The organism is Streptosporangium sp. NPDC006007 (genome assembly GCF_040614315.1).
Classification (GTDB): Bacteria; Actinomycetota; Actinomycetes; order Streptosporangiales; family Streptosporangiaceae; genus Streptosporangium.
This window is the reverse complement of record NZ_JBEXUG010000028.1, coordinates 53195-66510: the sequence shown is the minus strand read 5'-3', so window position 1 is coordinate 66510 and position 13316 is coordinate 53195. Positions and strand designations below refer to the sequence as shown.

General features: G+C 71.7%; 14 protein-coding genes. 11 read left to right on the top strand and 3 right to left on the bottom strand.

Features of this window, described 5'->3' with window-relative positions; all coding sequences use genetic code 11:
• Positions 1–16: 16 nt before the first annotated feature.
• The 3 genes from ABZ194_RS21240 to ABZ194_RS21230 all read left to right on the top strand — a co-directional run bounded on the left by ABZ194_RS21240 (position 17) and on the right by ABZ194_RS21230 (position 2084).
• A complete protein-coding gene (locus ABZ194_RS21240; RefSeq protein ID WP_355598714.1) occupies positions 17–1255 on the top strand; it encodes a Dyp-type peroxidase in 1239 nt (412 codons plus the stop codon).
• A 144-nt stretch (positions 1256–1399) separates the two neighbouring features.
• Positions 1400–1594 (top strand): CsbD family protein, encoded by a 195-nt coding sequence (locus ABZ194_RS21235; protein ID WP_355598713.1) that lies wholly within the window; start codon positions 1400–1402, stop codon positions 1592–1594.
• Positions 1595–1820: 226 nt separating this feature from the next.
• Positions 1821–2084: a hypothetical protein gene (locus ABZ194_RS21230; protein WP_355598712.1), complete on the top strand. Its 264-nt coding sequence runs from the start codon at positions 1821–1823 to the stop codon at positions 2082–2084.
• Between the two features lie 79 nt (positions 2085–2163).
• Here the strand turns inward: ABZ194_RS21230 and ABZ194_RS21225 are convergent, their stop codons facing one another.
• Positions 2164–3333: an ROK family transcriptional regulator gene (locus ABZ194_RS21225; RefSeq protein ID WP_355598711.1), complete on the bottom strand. Its 1170-nt coding sequence runs from the start codon at positions 3331–3333 to the stop codon at positions 2164–2166.
• Positions 3334–3478: 145 nt separating this feature from the next.
• On the opposite strand from ABZ194_RS21225, the gene zwf reads away from it, so the two are divergent.
• The 5 genes from zwf (at position 3479) to ABZ194_RS21200 (ending at position 9265) form a co-directional block, all read left to right on the top strand.
• The gene (zwf, locus tag ABZ194_RS21220) at positions 3479–4954 is read left to right on the top strand and encodes a glucose-6-phosphate dehydrogenase (RefSeq protein ID WP_355598710.1); all 1476 of its coding nucleotides are present in this window, start codon (positions 3479–3481) and stop codon (positions 4952–4954) included.
• Between the two features lie 83 nt (positions 4955–5037).
• Positions 5038–6921, top strand: a complete 1884-nt coding sequence (gene edd, locus ABZ194_RS21215; RefSeq protein WP_355598709.1) for a phosphogluconate dehydratase — start codon at positions 5038–5040, stop codon at positions 6919–6921.
• A gap of 217 nt (positions 6922–7138) precedes the next feature.
• The gene (eda, locus tag ABZ194_RS21210) at positions 7139–7750 is read left to right on the top strand and encodes a bifunctional 4-hydroxy-2-oxoglutarate aldolase/2-dehydro-3-deoxy-phosphogluconate aldolase (protein WP_355598708.1); all 612 of its coding nucleotides are present in this window, start codon (positions 7139–7141) and stop codon (positions 7748–7750) included.
• 366 nt (positions 7751–8116) lie between these two features.
• Entirely contained in the window at positions 8117–8830 is a 714-nt protein-coding gene (locus ABZ194_RS21205; protein ID WP_355598707.1) for an ATP-binding protein, read from the top strand.
• Positions 8831–8980: 150 nt separating this feature from the next.
• Positions 8981–9265, top strand: a complete 285-nt coding sequence (locus ABZ194_RS21200; protein WP_355598706.1) for a hypothetical protein — start codon at positions 8981–8983, stop codon at positions 9263–9265.
• A gap of 169 nt (positions 9266–9434) precedes the next feature.
• Here ABZ194_RS21200 and ABZ194_RS21195 read toward each other — a convergent pair whose 3' ends face one another.
• Positions 9435–10232, bottom strand: coding sequence for a TetR/AcrR family transcriptional regulator C-terminal domain-containing protein (locus tag ABZ194_RS21195; RefSeq protein WP_355598705.1), 798 nt, complete (start codon positions 10230–10232; stop codon positions 9435–9437).
• Between the two features lie 103 nt (positions 10233–10335).
• On the opposite strand from ABZ194_RS21195, the gene ABZ194_RS21190 reads away from it, so the two are divergent.
• On the top strand, positions 10336–11211 hold the full coding sequence (locus ABZ194_RS21190; protein ID WP_355598704.1) for an alpha/beta hydrolase: 876 nt from the start codon (positions 10336–10338) through the stop codon (positions 11209–11211).
• Here ABZ194_RS21190 and ABZ194_RS21185 read toward each other — a convergent pair.
• On the bottom strand, positions 11185–11319 hold the full coding sequence (locus tag ABZ194_RS21185) for a hypothetical protein (protein WP_355598703.1): 135 nt from the start codon (positions 11317–11319) through the stop codon (positions 11185–11187). The genes ABZ194_RS21190 and ABZ194_RS21185 overlap by 27 nt on opposite strands.
• A gap of 242 nt (positions 11320–11561) precedes the next feature.
• Here ABZ194_RS21185 and ABZ194_RS21180 point away from each other — a divergent pair, with 242 nt between their 5' ends.
• Both ABZ194_RS21180 and ABZ194_RS21175 read left to right on the top strand, forming a co-directional pair.
• Entirely contained in the window at positions 11562–11714 is a 153-nt protein-coding gene (locus ABZ194_RS21180) for a hypothetical protein (RefSeq protein ID WP_355598702.1), read from the top strand.
• Complete coding sequence (locus ABZ194_RS21175; RefSeq protein WP_355598701.1) at positions 11711–13126, top strand: VOC family protein; 1416 nt, start codon at positions 11711–11713, stop codon at positions 13124–13126. The genes ABZ194_RS21180 and ABZ194_RS21175 overlap by 4 nt, the downstream gene beginning before the upstream one ends.
• Positions 13127–13316 lie beyond the last annotated feature (190 nt).

Here is a 13316-nt window from a genome sequence, read left to right as displayed (position 1 = left end):
CCGAGGATTGGAAGTCATGCCAGACCCCCAGCTGACCCGCAGGGGACTGCTCGCGGGGGGCGCCGCCACGGTGGCCGGCGCCCTCTCCGCGTGCGCTCCCGGCCGGTCGGTCTCCCAGGAGCAGTCCCTCTCCCCCGCCGGGCAGGCCGTCTCGGAAACCGCCCCCCGGGCGGTTCCCGGCGGCTCGGCCGTGGAGCCCTTCCACGGCGCCCACCAGGCAGGGGTCGCCACGATCCCGCAGGCCCACGCCGTCTTTGTCGGCCTGGACCTGCTGCCGGGCACCGGCCGCGAGGCGATCGCCCGGATGATGCGCCTGCTCACCGACGACGCGCGCCGCCTGACCCAGGGGCGGCCGGCCCTGGCCGACACCGAGCCGGAGATGGCCGCGCTGCCCTCCCGGCTGACCGTCACCTTCGGCTTCGGCCCCGGCCTGTTCACCGCGGCCGGGATGGCCGGGCGGCGCCCCGCCTCGGTGGCCCCGCTCCCGAAGTTCACCGTCGACAGGCTGGAGGGGCGGTGGGCCGGCACGGACCTGCTCCTGCAGATCTGCGCCGACGACGGCGTCACCCTGGCCCACGCCCTGCGCATGACGGTCAAGGACGCCCGGTCCTTCGCCAGGGTGCGCTGGACCCAGCGAGGGTTCCGGCACAGCCCGCAGACTCAGGCGCCGGGGCTGACCCAGCGCAACCTGATGGGCCAGCTCGACGGGACCGTCAACCCCAGGCCCGGCACCCCCGGCTTCGACCGGGCCGTGTGGGTGAACGACGGCCCGCAGTGGCTGCGCGGCGGCACCACGCTGGTGCTCCGGCGCATCCGGACGGAGCTGGAGACGTGGGACGCCGCCGACCGGACGGCCAGGGAGTTCTCGGTGGGCCGCAGGCTGGACACCGGCGCCCCGCTGACCGGACGGCTTGAGCACGACGAGCCGGACCTCGACCGGGTCACGCCGACCGGTTTTCCGGTCATCTCCGAGTACGCCCACATCCGGCGGGCCCACGTCAGGGACCCGAACCTGCGGATCTTCCGCCGGGTCTACAACTACGACGAGGGGCTCACCCCCGAGGGACACTCCGACTGCGGGCTGCTGTTCGCCTCCTACCAGGCGGACGTCACCCGGCAGTTCGTGCCGATCCAGAGGAGTCTGGCCGAGGCCGACCTGCTCAACGAGTGGACGACGCCGATCGGGTCGGCGGTGTTCGCCATCCCACCGGGCTGCTCCGCCGACGGCTGGATCGGCGAGACCCTGATGGCCTGAGGCGGCGCCGGCTCCGCGGATCCCGACGACCGCCGTGACGGGGGACAGCCGGGCACCTGGGCGGCCCATGTTTACCGCCCCTGACTTCGGACAGTACATACCACTGCACGGCAGAAAATGCCACATAGGGGGAGGAATCACGCTATGGGTACTGACGACAAGATCAGCAACAAGGCCGAAGAGCTCAAGGGCAAGGTCAAGGAGGGGGCCGGTCGCGCCACCGACAACGAGCGGCTGGAGGCCGAGGGCCGGGCCGAGCAGAGCAAGAGTCACCTCAAGCAGGCGGGGGAGAAGGTGAAGGAAGGCACGGAGAAGGTCAAGGACGCCTTCAAGGACTGACCTCCGGCGGACACGCGGCGCGAGCCCCGCGCTCGGGGCCCGCGCCGTACGCCCGCACCCCTGCGCCGCGGGACGCCCGCAACGGGAGGACTCCGGGCCTCCGGCCCTGTCCGGTCCCGCGAGGGAGGTCACGCCGCCCCCGTGCCGGGGAACGCCGGGGAACAGCGGGGCGCATGACGACAAGGCATCCGGGTACGGGGATGCGCCTGAACGAAGGAGGAGAACATTGACTCCCGAAGGACAGCCGGAGCGGACGTCGCCGACAGGCAAGCCCATGGTCCGCGCCACACCCCGAGACGTCGTCCACATCCGTCTGGGCTCTTTCGCGCTGGTGGCGATCATCGGCGTCGGTGTTCTCGGCCTGGTGGCCGGCATCAAGTGGCTGGCCGTCGTCATGGCGGTGCTCGGGGTGATCGCGATCGTGGACATCTGCCTGGCGATCCGCCGCCAGTCCCGGGCTCCCCGCGACACGACGACCGAGGCGGGCTGAGGGAGCCGCGAGGTCCCCGCGGGTCTACGCCGCGGATCGCACGAGATCGCCCGAGGCGGGCCACCGGAAGTCCGTGAGCTCACCCGATCGCGTCGACGGCCTCGGGCGAGAGGATGTGGTCGAGGACCATGTGCGCGCAGCCGACGATCCCGGCCCGGGGACCGAGGCGGCTCCGCTCGATCCGCAGGTTGCGGGTGGACAGGGCCGTCGAGCGGCGGTGGACGACCTCGCGCACGCCGGACAGCAGGGGCTGGAAGGACTCGACCACGTCGCCCCCCAGGACCACCACGGCCGGGTTGAGGAGGTTGACCGCACTGGCCACGACCTCTCCCAGCATCCGCGCGGCGTCGCGGACGACCGTCATGGTCTCGGCGTCGCCCGCCCGCACCAGGCTCACCACGTCGGCCAGGGTCCTCACCTCGTGTCCCCGGGCACGTAGGTCTCGCAGGATCGCGGTGCCGCTGGCCACCGAGTCGACGCAGTCGATGTTGCCACAGCGGCACAGCACCCCTCCGCCGTCACGGACCGGGATGTGCCCTATCTCCCCGGCCGCGCCCAGAGCGCCGCGCAGGATCTCGCCACCCGCGATGACGCCGGAGCCGATCCGCGTCGAGACCTTGACGAAGAGCAGGTCGTCGACGTCACCGGCGTAGACGGCGTGGTGCTCGCCGATCGCGATGACGTTGACGTCGTTGTCGAGGAAGACGGGGGCGGGAAAGCGCTCGGCGATGATCGGCGGGACGGCGACCCCGGTCCAGCTCGCCATGATGCGGGCACTCTCGGTACGGCCGGCCGCGAACTCGACCGTGGCGGGGACCCCCAGGCCGACCCCGCGCACCCGGGAGACCGGCCGGTCACCGAGCAGCTCGTCCCAGGTCCGCATGACCAGGGGAAGGACGACGTCCGGCCCCTCCTCGACGTCGACTTCCAGATCGGCGCGGACCAGCTCGCTCCCCGCGAGGTCGCACACGGCGATCTGCGCCCTGCTCGCGCCCAGCGAGGCGACCAGCACGACGCCGCCGGAGGCGTTGAAGGCCAGGCGGGCGGGCGGACGTCCGCCGGTGGAGGGGCCCTCGCTGTCCTCCACCACGAGGCGCCGGTCCAGCAACTCGGTGACGCGCAGGGAGACGGCGGGCCGGGACAGACCGGTGACCCGCCCGATGTCCGCGCGGGTAACGGCCTCGCCGGTGCGAATGAGACGGAGCACCTCGCCGCTGGTGGCGAGCGCGGCAGCGGGACGTCGGGGCATCCGCCAAGTGAACCACACCCCCTTGCGAGATGAAAAGTACAGACTTTCTCATCTTGAATAACAAAACTTCGCTTGTGTAGAGCACAAGATATGGATACTGTCCGATCCATCCCTGATTCCGGTAGATCACCACGGAGCATGTTCCATGTCCGAGCCCCCGCAGTCCGCCGACCTGATCATCTTCGGCGGGACAGGCGACCTCTCCATGCGGAAGCTCCTCCCCGCGCTCTACCACTGCGACCGCGACGGCCGCCTCTCCCCCACCACCCGCGTCATCGCGATGTCGCGGGGCGGGCTCGACGACGCCGACTTCCGCGGCAAGGCGGACGCCGAGGTCCGAGGCTCCGTACCGGTGGACGACCCGGACCTCTGGCGGCGCTTCCTCGGCCGGCTGCACCACGTCTCCGTCGACATCGGCGGCGAGGACACGACGGGCTGGGCGAGGATCACCGGCCTGCTCGCCGGCCGCGAGCACCACAACCGGGTGTTCTACCTGGCCAGCCCGCCCATGACGTTCGGCCCGTTCTGCCGGGAGCTGCACCGGGCCGGGCTGGTCACCCCCGCCGCGCGGGTGGTGCTGGAGAAACCGCTCGGCCGCGACCTGGCCAGCGCGCAGCGCATCAACGACGAGGTCGGCGCCATCTTCGACGAGCGGCAGATCTACCGCATCGACCACTACCTGGGCAAGGAGACGGTGCAGAACCTCCTCGTGCTCCGCTTCGCCAACACGTTCCTGGAGCCGATCTGGAACTCCCTCTGGATCGACCACGTCCAGATCACAGCCGCCGAGACCGTGGGCACCCCCGGCCGCCGGGGCTACTACGATCACGCGGGCGCGCTCCGCGACATGGTGCAGAACCACCTGCTCCAGCTGCTCTGCCTGGTCGCCATGGAGCCGCCGGCCCGCAACCACCGCGAGTCCATCCGCGACGAGAAGGTCAAGGTCCTGCGGGCGCTGCGGCCCATCGTCGGCGGCGAGGTGGACCGCTTCGCGGTCCGGGGCCAGTACACCGCCGGGGAGTCCGGCGGCGTCCGGGTCCCGGGATATCTCGACGAGCCCGGCAGCACCGCCCCCACCGGGGCCTCGCACCGGGTGGAGACCTTCGCCGCGCTCCGCGCCGAGGTGCGGAACTGGCGCTGGGCGGGCGTGCCGTTCTACCTGCGCACCGGCAAGCGCATGCCGTACAGGTGCTCGGAGATCGTGGTGCAGTTCAAGGACGTGCCCCATTCGATCTTTCCCGGCAGCGCGCCCAACCGGCTGGTGCTCAGGCTGCAGCCGAGCGAGGGTATCCGGCTGCACCTCATGGCCAAGGAGCCGGGCGCGGGCGAGGTGGCGCTCAAGCCGGTCCCGCTCAGCCTGAGCTTCGCCGAAACCTTCACCGCCCGGGTGCCCGAGGCCTACGAACGGCTGCTCATGGACGTCCTCACCGGCACCCCGACGCTGTTCATGCGGCGTGACGAGGTGGAGGCCGCCTGGCGGTGGATCGACCCGATCATCAGCGAGTGGGAGTCGGGCGGCATGACGCCCGAGCCGTACCCGGCGGGCAGCTCCGGCCCGGCGGGGGCCCACGAGCTCGTGGCCCGCAGCGGCCGCGCCTGGCATGGGGAGAACCTCGCGTGAACAACCCGGCAGGGCACGGAGCCAGGCACGAAGACGGACGCGAAACCACAGACCACGACCGAGACGACGATGGAGAGGGCCGGATGAACCCCGTCATCCAGGAGATCACCGACCGCCTGATCGCGCGCAGCCACGCCGCCCGCACCGCCTATCTGGCCCGGCTCCACGCCGAGGCCGAGGCGGCCCGCCGGCGCGGACCCGCGCGGGCCGGCCTGGGCTGCGCCAACCTGGCCCACGGCTTCGCCGCCGCGGCGGGGTCCGACAGACGGGACCTGCGGGCCGGCGTGAAGCCGGGCGTGGCGATCGTGTCGAGCTACAACGACATGCTGTCGGCGCACCAGCCGTACGAGACCTATCCGCCGATCCTCAAGGCGGCGGTGCGGAGGGCGGGCGGCGTCGCGCAGTTCGCCGGCGGGGTGCCCGCGATGTGCGACGGCATCACGCAGGGCCGTGCCGGCATGGAGCTGTCGCTCTACAGCCGCGAGGTCATCGCCATGTCCACCGCGATCGCCCTCTCACACGACATGTTCGACGCCTCCCTCATGCTGGGGGTCTGCGACAAGATCGTGCCGGGCCTGCTGATCGGCGCGCTGCACTTCGGCCATCTGCCGGCGGTGTTCGTCCCCGCGGGACCGATGACCTCCGGCCTGCCCAACAAGGTCAAGGCCCGCACCCGGCAGCTGTTCGCCGAGGGCAAGGTCGGCAAGCCCGAACTGCTCGACGCCGAGTCGCGGTCCTACCACTCCCCCGGCACCTGCACCTTCTACGGCACCGCCAACTCCAACCAGGTCATGATCGAGGTCATGGGCCTGCACCTGCCGGGGGCGACCTTCGTCAACCCGCGCACCGAACTGCGCGAGGCCCTGACGGAGGCAGCGGGCAGGCGGGCGGTCGAGATCACCGTGCACGGCGGCGAGTACACCCCCGCCGGCGAGGTCGTCGACGAGCGGGCGATCGTCAACGCCTGCGTGGCGCTGCTGGCCACCGGCGGTTCGACGAACCACACCATGCATCTCGTCGCGATCGCCGCCGCGGCGGGCATCGAGTTGCTCTGGGACGACCTGGCCGCGCTGTCGAAGGCGGTGCCGCTGCTCACCCGCATCTATCCCAACGGCCAGGCCGACGTCAACCACTTCCAGGCCGCGGGTGGCATGCAGGTGCTGATCGGCGAGCTGCTGGACGCCGGACTGCTCCACGCCGACGTGCTGACGATCGCCGGCCGCGGGCTGGGACACTACCGGTCGGCCGTCACACTCAAGAACGGCGAACCCGTCTGGCGGGAACGGACCGGCGGCAGCACCGACCCGGAGGTGCTCCGTCCCGTCTCGGACGCCTTCTCCCCCGACGGGGGTATCCACATGCTCGACGGCAACCTGGGGCGCGCGGTCGGCAAGGTCTCCGCGGTCCGGGAGGAACACCTGGTCGTCGAGGCCCCGGCGAAGGTCTTCGACGACCAGCTGGAGCTGCTGCGCGCCTTCGAGTCGGGCGAGTTGGACGGCCAGGACTTCGTGGCGGTCATCCGCTACCAGGGGCCGAGCGCGAACGGCATGCCCGAGCTGCACAAGCTCACACCGCCGCTGGCGGTACTGCTGGACCGGGGCCAGCGGGTGGCGATCGTCACCGACGGCCGGATGTCCGGGGCCTCGGGCAAGGTCCCGGCGGCCATCCACCTGTCCCCCGAGGCCGCCTGCGGCGGTCCGATCGCCCTCGTCCTGGACGGCGACCCGATCCGCCTCGACTCCATCGCGGGCACCCTGGAACTGCTGGTCCCCGCCGAGGAACTGGCCACCCGTACACCGCGGGGGGCGCCGCTCACCGACGCCCAGTGGACGGGCACCGGCCGCGAGCTCTTCGCCGTCTTCCGCCGTACGGCGGGGCCCGCCGAGCGCGGCGCCGGGATCTTCGCCCTGAACGGCCACGCCGAGAGCGCCGCGAACCTCGCGGGACCGGCGCCCGGTCCGGCCTGATCACCGAGCCGTGCGGCTTGGGCGGCGGTGTGCCGCCCCATATGGTGGACCTGGCCCGTTCCAGCGACCTCCGCCGCCGGTCCGAGACCACCCCGACACCGAACGACCACCGCCCGGCATCGCCACCACCCCGGCCGTGGCCGCCCAGCCCGCCTCTGCCGGCGTGGCGGCGCGGCCGGACCGGCGCCCCGCCGGACACGCCGAGTATGGAGTACACATGAGCCTGCTGGACATCGCCCCGGTGATCCCCGTCGTCGTGATCGACGACCCGGAGACAGCGGTTCCCCTGGCCCGCGCCCTGCTGGCGGGCGGCCTGCCGGCGATCGAGGTCACCCTCCGCACGGCCGGCGCGCTGCGGGCCGTCGAGCGGATCGCCGCCGAGGTGCCGGGGGCGGTGGTCGGCGCCGGAACCGTCCGGACCCCGGCCGACGTCGCCGCGGCCGTGGCGGCCGGGGCCGCCTTCCTGGTCAGCCCGGGCAGTACGGCCGGGCTGGTGGACGCCATGAAGGGCTGCGGCCTGCCGTTCCTGCCCGGTGTGGCGACCGCGTCGGAGGCGCTGGCGCTGGCGGAGCGCGGGCTGACCGAGATGAAGTTCTTCCCGGCCGAGGCCGCCGGGGGCCTGCCGTACCTGAGGGCGCTCGGCGGCCCGCTGCCCGACGTCCGGTTCTGCCCGACGGGCGGGATCAGGCCGGCGACGGCCCCCGACTACCTCGCGCTGCCGAACGTCGGCTGTGTGGGCGGAACCTGGCTCACCCCCGCCGACGCGCTCGCCGCCGGCGACTACGCGCGCATCGAGAAACTGGCCGCCGAGGCGGCGGCGCTGCGCTGAGAACGCCGCGGGCGCGAGACACACGCCGAGGCGGCGGCAGGAGGCGGTCCGCACACAGGAGAAGGGAAAAATGCCCCAAAAGGGCATAAAGTCCATATATTATTAATATTAATAATATATGGACGACAAAGACACGCCCGGTCGGAGCACAGAGTTACATGTTCATCCCAGTATGGGGACAGTAGCGGGGCGGATCCGGCCAACAGGTGGAGCGGGGGCCGAACGTCCCCTAGCCTGTACCCGCGAGGGGAGTACTTCCCAAGAACCGCCCCGGTCAGTACGGGCGCCCTGCGGCGCCCCCGGGCGGTCACCCGCGAGGCGCGGGTGAAGGAGACCTCGGATGACCGAGTCATTCGAGGAGCCGGCATGTCCGCAGACCGACTTTCCCGCACCACCGGCGCGACCACCGGCGGTACGACGCCCGCCGTCCCGGCCCGCCCGCCCGGGGACACCGTCACGGTCCTGACCTACCCGCCCCGCACGCTGGTGCTGCTCGCCGGGCTTCCCGGCGCGGGCAAGAGCACCCTGCTGGACCGGCTGTACGGGTTGAGCGGTGACGAGCGGGAGCCGTTCCCCGCCGGGGAGGTGCGGGTGATCGACTCCCGGCAGTCGCGCAACTGGTGGGCCCGCTATCTGGGCGCGATCCCGCCAAGGGCCCGCACCCCGCTGGTGCACATCACGCACGTGTGGCGGATCGCGCGGGCGCTGGTGGCCGGTCACGGCGTCGTCGCGCACACCCGGGGCACCTGGTCGCACATCCTGTACGGCTTCGCCTGGCTGGCCCGCCGGGTCGGCGGCGAGGTCCACCTGATCCTGCTGGACGTGGAGCCGAGGGCCGCACGCGAGGGGCAGATCTCCCGGGGCCGGGTGGTCACCGCCGCCACCTTCGCCCGGCACTGCCGTCGCTGGCAGGTGCTCGTCACCCGCGCCCGCACCGGCGCCCTCCCCCCCGCCGCCGGTGTCACACTGCTGGACCGCCCCGCCGCCGACCGCCTCCAGGCCGTCCGCTTCGACGCCCGGCCCGCCTCCTACCGGAACCTCCGGCCCGGCGACGGGCGAGACGGCCGGCGGGACGGGTGACAGGCCGGTGACCGCGGCCGCCGAGGCCCCATCCGCGTCTCGCGGCCACGGGCGGCACTCGGCTCCACCGAGACCTTTATTTATACACAAAGTAACGACTTGATGGCGTACTGTGATTGCGGTAAACACTCCCCCACGGAGAGGTATCTCATGATCAAGCCAGCACTGAGGGCCGGGACCGCGGCACTCGCGACGGCCGCCCTGCTCGCCGCGCCGGCGGCCCTCTCGGCCCCCGCCCACGCCGCCACCGCGACCGCGACCGCGACCGCCGGCACGGTCGGCCAGGTGCCCGCCGGCGACAACGTGTATCGCGACTGGTACAGGACCCACTCCAACTGCGTGACGGCCGGCCAGGGCGGAATCGACCGGGGCCACTGGGATCACTACACCTGCTCCGAGGGGGACTGGCTCTGGCACCTGTGGACCAACCGCTGAGCGACACGGCCCCCTTCGGCCGGGGGGCGCACCACGCACGAGGCGGTGACCGGCCCAGCGCTCACCACCCCGGCTGACCACCAGGCGGGAGCCGTAGCGGTACGGCTCCCGCTCCGGGCCGCATCCCGCGCCGCGGCTCTCCGCCGACACCGTGTGGGACGCGGTCAAATCAGTGTGCCCGGCGCCGCGCTCTCGACTCGACGCCGTCGAGCAGGATGTTCACGCCTCCGGTGAACGCCTCCCGGGCCTCTCGCTCCCAGCGCGGCGTCCCCTCAGCCGATGACGGCTGCGGCTCCTCCGCGGAGAGCCGGGTCGACAGCGGGAATCGCCGGTCGAAATCGGGGACGATTTGCCTGAGGAGACTCCCGCGAAGTGCCCACCACTCCGCGTCGGAGGTTCCTGTCGTGCCGGCGGCCGACCCGGCTTCCACCACGGACCGCGCCGCACCGCGGACCAGGCTGAAGAGGGAGCCGACGACCGATCGGACCACCGTCGGCTCCAGTCCCGTCTCCTTGAGGATGCGAAGGATGGACTCAAGGACACCCTGCTCGTGCGGTCCGAGCACCGGCCGCGCGTGGGACACCTGGAGAAGCCACGGGTGACGTAGGTACAGGGCCCGCAGCTCGTTCGCCCAGGACTCCACGCCGACGCGCCAGCCGCCGGACAGGTCGTGATCCGCGGGCATCTCCGCGTGAGCCTGGTCGTACATCAGGTCGATCAGTTCTCGCTTGGTCGGCACGTACGTGTACAGCGACATGGCGGTGCGGCCGAACCTTTCGCCGACCGCCCGCATGGACAGGCCGTCCATCGTGGCGGCGTCGGCCACCGCGATCGCGGCGTCCACGATGGCGTCCACCGTCAGGGCGGGCTTGGGACCGGGGGCCGTACGGGCGCCTTCAGGTGCCGAGGTGCGCCACAGCAGCGCCAGCGTTCTCCGCGCGTCACCCTGGCCGGCGTAGACAACCACCACGCAACTCCTTACGAGATAAGGTATTGTGCTCGGACAGCAATAGCTTACGTCATATAGAGATGCTGGCCGGGGCCCGCCGGGGCTCTTGAGAGGACGCCCAATGCCATCCGCGACACTTCACGACGGACGCACGATCGAGATCGAGATCCACGGCGACGGACCGGCCGTCCTGGTTCCGGTGAACCCCGAGCCGGCGGACGAAGGCCCGAAAGCCGAGGAGATGCGCAAATGGGGCGCCGACCCTTCTCTCGGCCACTCCCTGGTCACCGGGCTGAGGGACGGGTTTCGAACCATCGCCTTCGACTACGAGGGACACATCCTGAGCGTGCCGAAAGCCGACACGCTCACCCCGGACGCCGTCGCCCATGATCTGCTCGCCGTCGCCGACGCGGCCGGCGCCGGCGACTTCGCCTACTACGGATATTCCTGGCTGGCCATGGCCGGCATGCAGCTCGCCATCCGCACCGACCGCCTCACAGCACTCGTCATGGGGGGCTTCCCGCCCGTCGGCGGCCCCTACGAGGCAATGCTCAAAGTCACCGCCGCGACCCACCGGATGGCCGTCGAGGCGCGGACCCCGCCGTCCACCCAGCGAAACCCTCCGTCCACCCAACCGGCGGAGGCGGGCGACTGGTCGAACGTCACCGTGTCCATGTCGCAGGACCAGACCCGCCAGTTCGTCACGCTCTACCAGGCGCTTCAGCGCTTCGACGACCGAGCCGCCCAGAGCCGGATCACCTGCCCCAGGTTGTGCTTCGCCGGATCGGCCGACAGGATCGACTACGGACCGAAGTGGGGAGACGTCCAGGTGAACATCGCCGGACCGATCCTGGAACGGCGCGCGGAGCTCGAACGACTCGGCTGGGACGTGCGGGTCCTCGACGGCCTCGACCACATGCGGGCCATGCAGGCGGACCAGGTTCTTCCGGTCATCCTCCCGTGGCTCACCTCAGAGCTTCCGCCACTCGCGAGCTGACGCCGCCGGGCACCCCACCACCACGGCGAAACGGCCGCCGTGGCCGAACTCCGACCGGTGGACGAGATTGTCGTCCCGTCCGGCGAACCACGGGACGGGACCCGCCATCTCCCTCACCACGATCCGGCCGTCGGCGACCCCCTGGAACCGGTGTGGCTTTAGGGCCGATGACCTCAGCTCAGCGCGCGGAAGGGGAGACGGACGTGACGAGCCCTCGGATCGTCACGCGCAGCACCAGCTTTCCTAGGTCTGGGAACAGCCAGATCGCACGCTCGCGGCCTTGGCCCAGCTCGCAGGGTCAGTGATCCTTGGGATGCGCGGTTGTCCAACACCGCCGCGAAGGAGTTGAAGTGTCCGAGTTCTACCCCTCGATGAACGGCTGGGGTTCCAAGAAGGTGGTCCGCGTCTCCGGCCACAGGTCCGAAAGGCACGGCGTTCCCGTCCTGGACAACAGGACGCGGGGGATGGGGAAGGGTCTCGACGGGCTGGAGCACGCGGCATGACATACCTTGAGACCTGGCGCCTCAGAGCCGAGTTCGCCCGCAGGCTGTCCGGCCTCTACGGCACGGAGGTGCCCGCCTACGCGACGCTTGTCGACGTGTCGCAGCAGGTGAACGGGCAGGTGCTCGCCGAGCGGGGAGCCGGTGCCGAAAGGCTCGGATCGATCGGCAGGGTCACCGCGGAGCGGCACGGGGCGATCCGGGTCGGGACGCCCGCCGAGCTCGCTCAGGTGGCCCGGATCTTCGGCGCGCTGGGGATGAGCCCCACGGGCTTCTACGACCTCCGGGACGCCGCGCCGTCTCCCATCCCCGTCGTCTCGACGGCGTTCCGGCCGATCACCGCGCCGGAACTGGCGAGGAACCCCTTCCGGGTCTTCGTCTCGCTGCTCGTGCCCGAGGACCGGAGATTCTTCGACGCCGACCTCGCGGAGCGTCTGAACACGTTCCTCTCCCGCCGGCGGCTGTTCCCGGACGAGTTGCTGGCCCTGGCGGATTCCGCGGAGGCGGACGGCGGTCTCGACACCGGCCGCGCCGCCCGCTTCCTTGAGCTGGCGGTCGGCGCGTTCGCCCTGTCGGACGCCCCGGTCGACCGCGGCTGGTACCAGGAGCTCGAAGCCGTCTCAAGTGTCGCCGCCGACATCGGTGGAGTCACCACCACGCACATCAACCACCTCACCCCGCGTGTCCTCGACATCGACGAGCTGTACCGGCAGATGACCCGCCGGGGCATCGAGATGATCGACGAGATCCAGGGGCCGCCGCGATGGGACGGACCTGACGTGCTCCTGCGTCAGACGTCCTTCCGCGCCCTGGCCGAGCCCCGCCGGCTCCGTGACGCGGACGGCACCGTCCGCCCCGGCGAACTGCGCGTTCGCTTCGGCGAGGTCGAGGCACGCGGTATCGCGCTGACCACCGCGGGACGGAGTCTGTACAGCGCCCTGGTGGCGGAGGTGGACCGCAGGCACGCCGAATCGACGTCGGCTCGGCGTCAGGACGTGGCGCGGCAGGTCTGGTCGGACCACATGCCCCGCACCGAGCAGGAACTGGCGGCCGGGGACCTGGCCTTCTTCACCTACGAGATCAACAGCACCAGGGCCTTGGACGGCGTGGCCCCCTCCGCCGCCCTATCACAGCTGCTCGCGGACGGCTGGGTCGTACCGCGTCCCGTCGTCTACGAGGACTTCCTGCCTCGTTCCGCGGCCGGCATCTTCTCGTCCAACCTCACCGGCCCCGGGGCTGTGACGGACACCGGCGGCGGTGTCCACCGAGACGCCGAGTGGATGTCCGACGCGATCGGCCGCCAGGTCCAGGAGCCCACCGAGCTGTACGAGGCGCAGCGCGCGGAGTCGTTGCGGCAGGTCGCGGCGGCTCTCGACCTCGACGCGATCGACCTGCCCGGAGGCGTACTCACCTGAGAGCCTAGTACTGTGACCGGAAACGCCCACCGGGTCGCGCGCCGCTTGGCGGCGCGCGACCCGGCCGGCGTCGCCGCTCGCCGCACCGGCGCCGTGGAAGGCACCCGGCCCCGTGAGGGCGGGTGGCCACCGCACTCGTGAGACGGGGAGCCGGCGGATGTCCGCCGACGGCGCCGCCACACCAGGCCCA

Excerpts from the sequence above, each read along its gene's own strand:
- ABZ194_RS21240 (WP_355598714.1), top strand. The coding sequence starts at position 17 with ATGCCAGACCCCCAGCTGACCCGCAGGGGACTGCTCGCGGGGGGCGCC.
- ABZ194_RS21235 (WP_355598713.1), top strand. The coding sequence starts at position 1,400 with ATGGGTACTGACGACAAGATCAGCAACAAGGCCGAAGAGCTCAAGGGC.
- ABZ194_RS21225 (WP_355598711.1), bottom strand. The coding sequence starts at position 3,333 with ATGCCCCGACGTCCCGCTGCCGCGCTCGCCACCAGCGGCGAGGTGCTC.
- zwf (WP_355598710.1), top strand. The coding sequence starts at position 3,479 with ATGTCCGAGCCCCCGCAGTCCGCCGACCTGATCATCTTCGGCGGGACA.
- edd (WP_355598709.1), top strand. The coding sequence starts at position 5,038 with ATGAACCCCGTCATCCAGGAGATCACCGACCGCCTGATCGCGCGCAGC.
- eda (WP_355598708.1), top strand. The coding sequence starts at position 7,139 with ATGAGCCTGCTGGACATCGCCCCGGTGATCCCCGTCGTCGTGATCGAC.
- ABZ194_RS21205 (WP_355598707.1), top strand. The coding sequence starts at position 8,117 with ATGTCCGCAGACCGACTTTCCCGCACCACCGGCGCGACCACCGGCGGT.
- ABZ194_RS21200 (WP_355598706.1), top strand. The coding sequence starts at position 8,981 with ATGATCAAGCCAGCACTGAGGGCCGGGACCGCGGCACTCGCGACGGCC.
- ABZ194_RS21190 (WP_355598704.1), top strand. The coding sequence starts at position 10,336 with ATGCCATCCGCGACACTTCACGACGGACGCACGATCGAGATCGAGATC.
- ABZ194_RS21185 (WP_355598703.1), bottom strand. The coding sequence starts at position 11,319 with ATGGCGGGTCCCGTCCCGTGGTTCGCCGGACGGGACGACAATCTCGTC.
- ABZ194_RS21175 (WP_355598701.1), top strand. The coding sequence starts at position 11,711 with ATGACATACCTTGAGACCTGGCGCCTCAGAGCCGAGTTCGCCCGCAGG.